Source organism: Frankia sp. CcWB2, assembly GCF_977927585.1.
Map to the genome: position 1 here is coordinate 25041 of NZ_CDWRCM010000009.1, position 1835 is coordinate 26875.

Here is a 1835-nt window from a genome sequence, read left to right on the forward strand (position 1 = left end):
GACGGTGAACCCCGCTGCCTTACGCACCTGCGCCTCGAACGCGGTGCGGAACCGCTCGTCGGAGGGCATCCCCACCGCGTCGGCGGAGGCGAGCATGAGCGTGACGAACCGATCCTGCTGCTCGGGGGTGATGCGCAGCCCCAGGTGCGCCTTCATCAGGCTGAGGAACCCGCCGAGCTCGTCGGAGTACCGGGAGGGCCCGCCAAGCATCTCGACCAGGAAGGCCGTCAGGTGGTCGGTGTGGTGTGGTGTTCCGTACTCGAACAGACTCCGCAGCAGCGGGTCCGCCACCACCGCCTGGTGGAAGTGCTCGGCGAGACCGCGCAGCGATGGTTCGCCGCCGACGTGTTCGAACATGGTGGCCATGAGCGCAGCTAACCCCCGCGTCGGATGCCGATTGGGACGGCAACGTAGCCAGGGGAGGCGTGGCGGGTCTGCGCAAAGTTGCACAGACCCGCCACTGCGTGACGCGACTACCACCAGTGGGTGTCACCGTTCGGTGGGGCGAGAGAGGCGATTGTCGGCGTCATCGGTGCTACCTGCCGACCTGCTCAGGCGCGTTACCGGGATCTGCCCGAACGCCAGCGACGCCGCCGCTGGCCGCCACACACGATGTCCGAGTCACACGGCGGTCCACCAAGGGCATGCAGATGATCTTTGTGGCGCATCGCGCAGCAGACGCTCCGGCGACGCGGAGATCTGCAATGCCGTTGCCGACCGATCCCCGAAACTACGCTCCGCAACCAAGGTCCGCCGGTACGTTCGAGGAATCGAACCAAACGATCAGCGCCCCGACCTGGACGTCTTCTATTCGATAAATCATCAGATCTCATAGCTTTTACCTATTTATTCAGGTCAGGGCATTGTTACGCATCGTGGTGGAGGTGGCGGGAATCGAACCCGCGTCCTCCGGCCCCGACACAGGGCTTCTCCGGGCGCATCCTGCTACTTGTTTCTCAGCCCCGTCGGACACGCAGGCAAGCCGACATAGGCTCAGTCGCTGTTTGATGTCCCGACCGACCCCGCGACCGGGTCAGCCGGTGATCCTCCTAGCGACGTCAGATTCTGGGCCGGAGGCTCTCCCAGACTGACGACTACCTAGTCCCTCTTAAGCGGCGAGCGCGTAAGTGGGGGTAGTGGGCTGCGTCTTGTTGGCAGCTGTTGTTCTGAACGGATCGTTAACGAGATAACCGCTCATCCTCGGCCCGCTTCCCCTGCCTCGACGTCCGGAGTCGAAGCCGGTCACCCCCAAGTTCGGATCAGTTATGGCATTTTAGCATACCGCACGACGGGGGCGCCAGCACCAGCCGACAGACGCTCCTGCCAACCCGGCCCATCGCGCGCGTCACTGCATCCAACGCTCGGACGCCAGCTCCATGTTCCCACGTCGGGCACCCCGCGTACCAACGGGTTTCCGATGCGGCGGGCCGTGGCGGGCGCGCGTCACGGCGGCCGGGCCCCGTGGGCATGCCGTCGCGGGCAACGCCGTTGTACGGAGTTGTTGTATGGATAACGGCTACCAGACGACCAGCGCCTCGGGAGATCACCGTGGAGATCAAGGAACTGGGACATCTCGTCCTCTACGTCCGGGACATCGGGCGTTCCAGCGCCTTCTACCGGGACGTACTCGGCTGGCGGGATCTTTCCCGACCCGGCGGGCGCGGACGGCAACCCACTGCGGGCCCCCGCCGCCGCGTTCTCCTCCGGACGCACCCACCACGAGCTGCTCCTCATCGAGGTCGGCGAGGACGCGGCGGCCATACCCCAGGGCCGGCGGGTGGGATTGTACCACTTCGGACTGAAGGTTGGCGACAGCGATGACGAACTGCGCGCTT

Annotated in this window: 2 protein-coding genes and 1 other RNA gene; 1 reads left to right on the forward strand and 2 read right to left on the reverse strand. The window is 65.5% G+C overall.

From position 1 onward, the window contains the following. The coding region (locus ACY45C_RS02250; protein ID WP_462186006.1) for a group II truncated hemoglobin at positions 1-366 on the reverse strand (366 nt) is incomplete at its 3' end. Between the two features lie 510 nt (positions 367-876). Beyond that, positions 877-1250: a transfer-messenger RNA gene (ssrA, locus tag ACY45C_RS02255) on the reverse strand. Between the two features lie 217 nt (positions 1251-1467). On the opposite strand from ssrA, the gene ACY45C_RS02260 reads away from it, so the two are divergent. Continuing rightward, positions 1468-1821 carry a VOC family protein gene (locus ACY45C_RS02260; protein WP_462186019.1) on the forward strand — a complete coding sequence of 118 codons (354 nt, stop codon included), beginning with the start codon at positions 1468-1470 and terminating at the stop codon, positions 1819-1821. Positions 1822-1835 lie beyond the last annotated feature (14 nt).